3 protein-coding genes are annotated in these 1,469 nt (G+C 52.7%); 2 read left to right on the top strand and 1 reads right to left on the bottom strand.

All coding sequences use genetic code 11. The annotated features are described in order from the left end of the window. Positions 1-505: ORF6N domain-containing protein (locus CKO12_RS14235; RefSeq protein WP_200155380.1), on the bottom strand; the 505-nt coding region annotated here is incomplete at its 3' end. A gap of 328 nt (positions 506-833) precedes the next feature. Between CKO12_RS14235 and CKO12_RS14240 the strand changes: the two genes are divergently transcribed. Both CKO12_RS14240 and CKO12_RS14245 read left to right on the top strand, forming a co-directional pair. Beyond that, positions 834-1,040, top strand: a complete 207-nt coding sequence (locus tag CKO12_RS14240; RefSeq protein WP_338032766.1) for a BrnT family toxin — start codon at positions 834-836, stop codon at positions 1,038-1,040. After that, positions 1,012-1,317 carry a BrnA antitoxin family protein gene (locus tag CKO12_RS14245; protein ID WP_200155381.1) on the top strand — a complete coding sequence of 102 codons (306 nt, stop codon included), beginning with the start codon at positions 1,012-1,014 and terminating at the stop codon, positions 1,315-1,317. Before CKO12_RS14240 ends, CKO12_RS14245 begins: the two co-directional genes overlap by 29 nt. Positions 1,318-1,469: the final 152 nt, after the last annotated feature.

Here is a 1,469-nt window from a genome sequence, read left to right on the forward strand (position 1 = left end):
TGAGCATCTCAATCATCGACGAATCATCGTGATGGCTTTCAATCTCAGCGGCGTAGGCACGAAGGGCAGCGGGTAAATCGGTGGGAATGGCTGCGGATGTGGGCTGCTTCATTGGGTGCGGGTTGATAGACAGCGGACGAAAGTAAGCGTCCTCCAGTTTCTCGAACACGTCCCAAGCCTGATCAGTCTCCAGCATCTTGGCGTGACGAGCCGCACCGCGTTCTGTCCACAGGGTTAACGCCTTGACTTGCGGCGATATTTTCACAGACCCTTTTTTATCTAGTCTGTGCAACTGTTTGAATTCACGCAGATCATCGCCTACCAACAAAAAGAAGTGTTTTTCAGACTCAAAACGATCTTTATTGTTGGCGTAGTTTTGCTGGATGTTGATAGGCGCAGCCCCATAGACCTGAGCCAGAATGTCAGTCGTTAGGACGCGGACACCTTGAAAGGTGATAACGGGCAGGGTTTCAACGGTTACTGCGGAATGTGAAGCACGTTTCATAACAGTCTCCAATGACTTGCGTGGAGCCTGCCGTCACTGTGTGACATCAGTAAATGGCGGCAGACTGTGGCGAGGTTGTCACAACCGGGCATTGGAACCGGCAAGCCTTGCGGCTTCCTCACACACAGCCCACCATCGAAAGTTTGCGAGCACAAAAAATGCGCCTTACGCTAGGTGGCACTACGCGCCAATACTCCGGGGTGACAATCCCGACCGCCAATGAGTGACGGCAAAATCAGCCTATACCGAGATGAACGCGGGCGTCAAGGTGACTGCCGTTGGTTCAGACACAAAAAACCCCGGCTGACCGGGGTTGTGAATTTGGCTCATCGGAAAATGGGATACGGCGTTGATTTGGTCAGATACCCGCCATGAATACGGTGAACTACGCATGTCGTCGCTCGTGTTACTGGGAACGCGCTTGTATTTCGTGGTCTTCGTGGATCGCGCCGATCAACGCCGGATCATCAGTGTGCGCAAAGCCAACAACCGTGAGCAGAAACGCTATGTCCGAGAAATATCTAACGACCAGTAACGGTCGTAAAATCTTGCTCAATTCGCCACAGGAAGACGCTGCCATCACCGCCGCTGCGCTGTCTGATCCTGATGCAATCCCCCTCACCGATGAGGAATGGGCAGCAGTCAAGCCGTTGGTGCGCTGCGGTCGCCCGCTATCGAGTAAGCCACTCAAAGTTCCTACCACGATTCGCTTTGATGCAGATGTCCTGACCGCGCTGAAGGCAACGGGTAAAGGCTGGCAAACCCGGGTCAACGAAGTAATGCGTGAGTATGTGACGAAGCAATTGAGATAAAAAAACCCCGGCTGACCGGGGTTGTGGAGCTAAACTCTAGTATTGCATAAAGTGCATTTTAGTGCATTATAGCCACATGGAAAACACAATCAGCACAGGCAAAGCCGCCGCGTTACTCGGCATTTCCGTCAAAACCCTGCAACGCTGGGAAC

The sequence above is a fragment of the Chromatium okenii genome (assembly GCF_016583745.1).
GTDB lineage: Bacteria > Pseudomonadota > Gammaproteobacteria > Chromatiales > Chromatiaceae > Chromatium > Chromatium okenii.